General features: G+C 35.6%; 9 protein-coding genes. 7 read left to right on the forward strand and 2 right to left on the reverse strand.

Going from position 1 to position 6,151, the window contains the following annotated elements; translation table 11 throughout:
* Positions 1–33 precede the first annotated feature (33 nt).
* Both AC1DS7_RS14040 and phaZ read right to left on the reverse strand, forming a co-directional pair.
* A complete protein-coding gene (locus AC1DS7_RS14040) occupies positions 34–258 on the reverse strand; it encodes a hypothetical protein (protein WP_002013808.1) in 225 nt (74 codons plus the stop codon).
* A 60-nt stretch (positions 259–318) separates the two neighbouring features.
* Positions 319–1,236 carry an intracellular short-chain-length polyhydroxyalkanoate depolymerase gene (gene phaZ, locus AC1DS7_RS14045; protein WP_002013809.1) on the reverse strand — a complete coding sequence of 306 codons (918 nt, stop codon included), beginning with the start codon at positions 1,234–1,236 and terminating at the stop codon, positions 319–321.
* 174 nt (positions 1,237–1,410) lie between these two features.
* Here phaZ and AC1DS7_RS14050 point away from each other — a divergent pair, with 174 nt between their 5' ends.
* The 7 genes from AC1DS7_RS14050 to AC1DS7_RS14080 all read left to right on the forward strand — a co-directional run.
* The gene (locus tag AC1DS7_RS14050; RefSeq protein ID WP_002033056.1) at positions 1,411–1,830 is read left to right on the forward strand and encodes a MarR family winged helix-turn-helix transcriptional regulator; all 420 of its coding nucleotides are present in this window, start codon (positions 1,411–1,413) and stop codon (positions 1,828–1,830) included.
* Positions 1,831–1,845: 15 nt separating this feature from the next.
* Positions 1,846–3,045 (forward strand): MFS transporter, encoded by a 1,200-nt coding sequence (locus AC1DS7_RS14055; protein ID WP_002128166.1) that lies wholly within the window; start codon positions 1,846–1,848, stop codon positions 3,043–3,045.
* A gap of 99 nt (positions 3,046–3,144) precedes the next feature.
* Positions 3,145–4,404: a serine hydrolase domain-containing protein gene (locus AC1DS7_RS14060; protein WP_002033055.1), complete on the forward strand. Its 1,260-nt coding sequence runs from the start codon at positions 3,145–3,147 to the stop codon at positions 4,402–4,404.
* 159 nt (positions 4,405–4,563) lie between these two features.
* A complete protein-coding gene (locus tag AC1DS7_RS14065; protein ID WP_016101023.1) occupies positions 4,564–4,935 on the forward strand; it encodes a cupredoxin domain-containing protein in 372 nt (123 codons plus the stop codon).
* Between the two features lie 583 nt (positions 4,936–5,518).
* Positions 5,519–5,638: a YjcZ family sporulation protein gene (locus tag AC1DS7_RS14070; protein WP_002035483.1), complete on the forward strand. Its 120-nt coding sequence runs from the start codon at positions 5,519–5,521 to the stop codon at positions 5,636–5,638.
* Positions 5,639–5,780: 142 nt separating this feature from the next.
* Positions 5,781–5,882, forward strand: coding sequence for a YjcZ family sporulation protein (locus AC1DS7_RS14075; protein WP_000505688.1), 102 nt, complete (start codon positions 5,781–5,783; stop codon positions 5,880–5,882).
* A 76-nt stretch (positions 5,883–5,958) separates the two neighbouring features.
* On the forward strand, positions 5,959–6,151 hold a 193-nt coding region (locus AC1DS7_RS14080; protein WP_476999060.1), incomplete at its 3' end, for a transposase.

Raw genomic sequence — 6,151 nt, forward strand, 5'->3', positions numbered from 1 at the left:
AAAAGAAGCTAAAAGAATGAACCTTTTAGCTTCTTATCCTTCCCATACTTGCGCTTTCACATTGTAATGAAAATGCTTAAAATATGGATTTTCATAAAATGAAGGCCCAAATAAAATCGGATGTGTATGGACCATTGATTGCTGCACTTGCAAAGGAACTACAGCTGGTGAAACTTGCATATACATCGGATTTATAATCATTTTTATATATTGATGATCATTATATGGAGAATGATATATTAAAAATGGATTATGCATTGACTCTCTCCCCTTATACATACAAATGCTATAGTATATGCAAGTTTTATATTTCGGGAATTATTTATTGTCTAACCAATCCTCTACATGTTTTATAAATACATCTAAACAATCTATAAACGGTGAGTGTCCGCAATCTTCTAATATCTTCAACTCTGCATTTGGCAAATGTTTTGCTAATTCCTCACCGACTACTTGCGGTACGACGTAATCTCTGTCACCTTGTATGACGAGTGTTGGAGCTTTAATATGATGAATTTGCTTATTTCCCTCTACAACCCCATTATGTTCATCCGAAATATTAAATGTAATGAGCGCATAATTCACATCTACGAAATTACGTTGCGTTAACATATCATCTAAATACTTTTCATAACGATCCGGTTCAGGTTGATTATGTGTATATATTAATAGATTCCATACTGTACGGTAATATAATTTATTCATATTTTTTATCGCATCTAGCACTGGAGCAATTTGTACGGGATCTTGCGCGATTTCTTCTTTCGTCTTTACTAAACTTGATACGATCGGTTGCCCGTTAATATCTTTTTTAAAAATTGGATATCCCTTCATTCCCACTGATTCTACTAAAATCAACTTTTCGACAAATGTTGGATGATTCGCTGTAAATTGCATCGCAACACCACCGCCCATTGACCAGCCCATTAATGAAAATTTTTCTAGTTTTAATTGATCGATAAATAGTTTTACATCTCTTGCAAAGTCTTGTAATGAATCTATCGATTGATTATATGTTGATTGGCCAAATCCTCTTAAATCAAGAGCGTAAATATGGTATTGATCTTGCAACTTTTCAATAACTAAATCCCAGTGTTGTGACGATGTCATGTTCCCGTGAATGAGTACAAGAATTTCTGTATTTTGCCTTCCAACTTCCTGATACGCAATCGTTTCTCCGTTCGATAGTGAAACAAACTCCATTGTTGCAGGCTTAATCATCACAAGTTCCCCCATTCTATTTAATAGAAAGAAAATTCTTTACTTAATTAAAGAATACCATGTAGAATGTACGTTCTCAATACAAAATCTATACGAAATTTCCACATAAAACAACATGTCTATTACTAGACAAGTAAAATAAAAAGGTATATAGTTAGCTAGGTAACTAATTTGAAAGGATCAAAATACATGGACGAAAAACAACATTTTTTCCACATTGTCAGTCAAACTTCTCGTAAGTTTACGAAGAAATTTAATGAACGTGTATCTCCAACAGGATTATTTAGTGCGCAATGGGCTGTTATTTTCCGCATTAATCAAACTGGATCTTGTACCCAAACAGAATTATGTCAATATTTAAATGTTGAATCACCAACGATGACTCGTACGTTAACACGTATGGAAACGATGGGCTGGATTATTCGTACTGAAGGAAAAGATCGCCGTGAAAAGTTGATTTCATTATCTGATACTGCACTAAAAATGATTCCAGTATGGCAAGAAGAAGTTGATTCCTTTGAAGAAAAGACGCTAGAAGGTATTAAAGAAGAAGACTTACATGAAGCTTTTCAATTGTTACAACAAATTATCAAAAATTTAGATCATTAATATGGAGGGATGACGATGCAAAGTGAAAAACTTTGGACGAAGGATTTCCTCGGAACTTGTTTTAGTAGTCTGTTTCTCTTTTTAACATTTTACATGCTTATGACTACTCTGCCTGTCTATGTTATAGACAGCCTAAAAGGAAAACCTGAGGAAATTGGTTTAGTTGCAACTGTTTTTCTTATTTCATCTGTTTTATGTAGACCATTCACAGGAAAATGGCTCGATGATTTAGGAAGAAAGAAAATATTATTTATTTCACTTTCACTATTTTTAGCCGCTACTGTTATGTATTTCGGTACGCAAAGTTTATTTTTATTACTTGCCCTTCGCTTCTTACATGGTATTGGATTCGGAATGGCAACAACAGCAACTGGAACAATTGTAACTGATGTAGCACCAGCTCATAGACGCGGCGAAGCACTTGCTTATTACGGCGTATTTATGAGTCTACCGATGGTAATTGGTCCTTTTTTAGGTTTAACAATTATTTCTCATTTTTCATTTACTGTACTATTTATCGTTTGTTCAGTATTTTCATTACTCGCATTTTTATTAGGATTACTAGTCAATATTCCGCATGAAGCACCAGTAAACAAACAAAAACGAGAAAAAATGAAATGGAAAGACTTAATTGAACCATCTTCTATTCCAATCGCTCTAACAGGATTTGTTTTAGCCTTTTCTTATAGTGGCATTTTATCCTTTATTCCTATTTATGCGAAAGAACTCGGTTTAAGCGAAATTGCAAGTTACTTCTTTATTTTATACGCACTTGTTGTGGTCATTTCTCGTCCATTTACAGGGAAAATATTTGATCGTTTCGGTGAAAATGTACTTATCTATCCCGCTATTATTATTTTCACAATTGGGATGTTCATTTTAAGCCAAGCGCAAACTTCATTTTGGTTCCTTGGCGCAGGTATGTTAATCGGTTTAGGATACGGAACATTAATTCCAAGTTTCCAAACGATTGCAATTTCTGCCGCTCCAAACCATCGACGTGGTTCTGCGACAGCTACTTACTACTCGTTCTTTGATAGTGGCATTGGCTTCGGTTCTTTCATTTTAGGTATAGTCGCTGCCAAATCAAGTTATCATAATATGTATTTTATCGCAGCTATTATCGTTGCGTTCACTTTACTTCTATATTATGGATTACACGGACGAAAACAAAAATTCAAGAAACAAAGTACAGACGGACAAATATCTGCTTAACGTTCATAAGGAAAGTAAACTTACCCGTTTACTTTCCTTATTTTGTATTTATTTTAAGACGAGCGTATACTTATAATAGAAACTAAAGGAGGTACCTATATGAATGTAAAGAAATCTCCCCTGCTATTACTGTTACTAGTATTACTATTCGTAGTTACAGGGCTTGGGTTTACTTTTTTTAAAAATAATAAAACGACCCCCACTAAAGCAAATGTCACAAAAGAAAACTGGTTGGACGATCCTTACTTACGCTGGTCGTATACACATATGAAAGAATTCACTTTAATAAATGAAGTAAAAAACATCCCTGACCAAGTTGCTCCCTTCCCTACCGCGTTACAAAACTTAGACGATTTTGCTGTGGAGCGTAGATTTGGAAATAAGACTCCTCTAAAAAAACTTTTAGACGAAAACAAAACAGATGCTTTTGTCGTTGTACATAATGGTCAACTTGTTTATGAACGATATTTCAATGGATATAACGAGAGTGAACCTCATGGAATGGCATCATTAGCAAAGGTGTTTACTGGTGCAATCATACAATCTCTCGCTGAAGAAAATCTTATTGATGTAGAGAAAACAGCTGACACTTACATAAAAGAATTAAAAAATACACCGTTTGGTAAAGCAACACTTCAGCAATTACTGGACATGCAAGTTTCCGCTGAATACCCTACTCACGGATATATGCAGCTAGGACTAGAAAATCAAGATGCACAACTATATTTAGCTAGTAATATTTTACCCCGAGGTAAAAATTACGAGGGGCCTATGAAAATTTATGATATGTTACTAGAAGCAGAAGAAACTGCACCACCTGGTTCAGCTTTTTCTTACAATAACGGATCAACAGAAACACTCGCTTGGATTATCCGAACGATTACAGGGAAATCGTTAGCTGAAAATGTAAGCGAGCGAATTTGGTCTCACATTGGTATGGAAGAAGACGCTTATTACGTTACAGATGAAACAAAAGTAGAACAAGCAAGCGCTGGCTTAAATGCAACTGCTAGAGATATGGCGAGGTTCGGACAATTACTATTAAATAATGGTCAATATAGCGGAAAACAAATCGTCCCTTCTTCTATTACAGAAAGTGTGAAAAATGTACAAGTAGGTGAGCTCGCAATTGGTCATGGTGCTTCCATTTCTTATCATAATCAATGGTGGATTCCGCACAATGAACAAGGTGCTTTCGAAGTGTTAGGCAGTTACGGACAAACTCTTTACATTGATCCGAAAGCAAGTATGGTAATCGTCCACTTCTCTTCTAACGCTGCGCCTAGTAATGAAATCCATTCGGTTTATTCCGATATGTATATTGATATTGCACATCATTTGGAGAAGCTTCCACAGTAGTGGAGGCTTTTTTTATTTACCCAAATCCTATTCCAGTTAGTACTTGGTTAGTAGGAGTTGCCGAAAGAATTACTATTTAAGCCACGCCTAAACCCCATTTATATTGATAATATTTTAGTAATTTGAAAACACTAGTGCTTAGGAAAGGAGGGATTACGAATGTCTGTGAAAAAGCTATTAACTGGATTAATCATTTCACTTGCGATGATTGTAGTTATGACTACTTTAGGTTCGCTCCGTGTATTTGCCGAATCCGACGTTGTGAGACAGCCTATTGAGGTTGAATTGAATGATGATTACTTTAATCCGAGTATCATCACTGTTCCGCTTGGGAAAACGACGACGTTACTATTGAAAAACAAAGGAAATAGAGATCACACCTTTACGGTGAAAAAGCTCGGAATTGACGCCGAAGTCCCGTCAGGAAAAGAAATAACAATTACCGTAAAACCTGAAACTCCCGGTACATATGAACTAATATGTCGGTTCCACTACTTGAAAGGAATGGATGGAAAAGTAATCGTCAAATAACGAGCGGTACCGGTCGATCCTTACTTTTTTATAAAGTGAAACTTAAATTCGCGGGGGTGTCCCTCCCCCGCAGATTATGAGCTCTCACTAATCAGTTTTTTACTGGTAGCATAAAATCGTTACGCTGTCGTAGCGTACGAAATTTGTGTTTTGTTGGTGCTACCCCATGCCCATCAAGCTAAGAAATACAAATACCCCCAAAACGAGAAAATTGACATCTCCAGGTAAAAATGTACAAACTTTTTGTTTTTGGGGCATTATAAAATTATTAAGTTGATGGGCATGTGGTTTTACCCCTAATTAATAGCTTGTTCTCTTATATATAACTTTTTAAAATATGGATTTGAACCATATTTCTCAATGACCAACATTACTTAACCTTGTAAAATAATATTCGGATGGGAGTCCAATACATATTATTAAAATTAAGATGGTTCAAGTCGGAGGATGGCACCTTAGGGTGTCTTTTCTTTATTGCTTAAAGGACCTGCTCATTCATCATTAAAAAGCATAGATTAATGTAAACCCGTTAAAACACATGTGTGACCCCGATTTTTTTCTCTTACTAAAAGGAGAGATTGATATGGGATTTGGTGGTAGTTGTGGCGGAGGCTGTGGCTTTGGTGGCGGATTCGCCTTACTAGTTGTGCTCTTTATCTTATTAATAATAGTTGGAGCTAGCTGCAGCGGATTCGGCTGCTAAGGAGAGGCACTCATAAGAGTGTCTTTTCTTTATTTTCAAAAGGACCTGCTCAATTATTCTATAAAAACATAAGGTAAAATGAATCCGTTAAAATACATGAGTGACCCCGTGTTTTCCCCTCCTATCTAAAGGAGGAACTATTATGGGATTTGGTGGTAGTTGTAGTAGTTGTGGTGGCGGCTTTGCTTTATTAGTTGTATTATTTATTTTATTAATCATAGTTGGAGCTAGCTGCTTCTGCTAAAAAAGCTATCAGAAAAGACACTCTTATATGATATTATCCCCTTAAGGTAGACAGTGTAAAAAGACCATGAACAAACATGGATGTTACACTTCTACTTGGAGGGGATTTTATTATGGCTAAAAAAGGGTCTACATTTCAAACTTATTCAAATGAATTAAAGATACAAGCTGTAGAAAGTTTTTTAAACGGTGAGGGTAGTCAATCAGCTATAGCGAAGAAATATGGACTTAAAAGTAGAACGCAATTAATAGAGTGGGTTAGGAAATATC

It is taken from the genome of Bacillus sp. P4_E1 (genome assembly GCF_056401715.1).

What these genes read in the sequence shown, in the direction of transcription:
- AC1DS7_RS14040 (WP_002013808.1), bottom strand. Translation starts at nt 258, where the DNA reads ATGCATAATCCATTTTTAATATATCATTCTCCATATAATGATCATCAA.
- phaZ (WP_002013809.1), bottom strand. Translation starts at nt 1,236, where the DNA reads ATGGGGGAACTTGTGATGATTAAGCCTGCAACAATGGAGTTTGTTTCA.
- AC1DS7_RS14050 (WP_002033056.1), top strand. Translation starts at nt 1,411, where the DNA reads ATGGACGAAAAACAACATTTTTTCCACATTGTCAGTCAAACTTCTCGT.
- AC1DS7_RS14055 (WP_002128166.1), top strand. Translation starts at nt 1,846, where the DNA reads ATGCAAAGTGAAAAACTTTGGACGAAGGATTTCCTCGGAACTTGTTTT.
- AC1DS7_RS14060 (WP_002033055.1), top strand. Translation starts at nt 3,145, where the DNA reads ATGAATGTAAAGAAATCTCCCCTGCTATTACTGTTACTAGTATTACTA.
- AC1DS7_RS14065 (WP_016101023.1), top strand. Translation starts at nt 4,564, where the DNA reads ATGTCTGTGAAAAAGCTATTAACTGGATTAATCATTTCACTTGCGATG.
- AC1DS7_RS14070 (WP_002035483.1), top strand. Translation starts at nt 5,519, where the DNA reads ATGGGATTTGGTGGTAGTTGTGGCGGAGGCTGTGGCTTTGGTGGCGGA.
- AC1DS7_RS14075 (WP_000505688.1), top strand. Translation starts at nt 5,781, where the DNA reads ATGGGATTTGGTGGTAGTTGTAGTAGTTGTGGTGGCGGCTTTGCTTTA.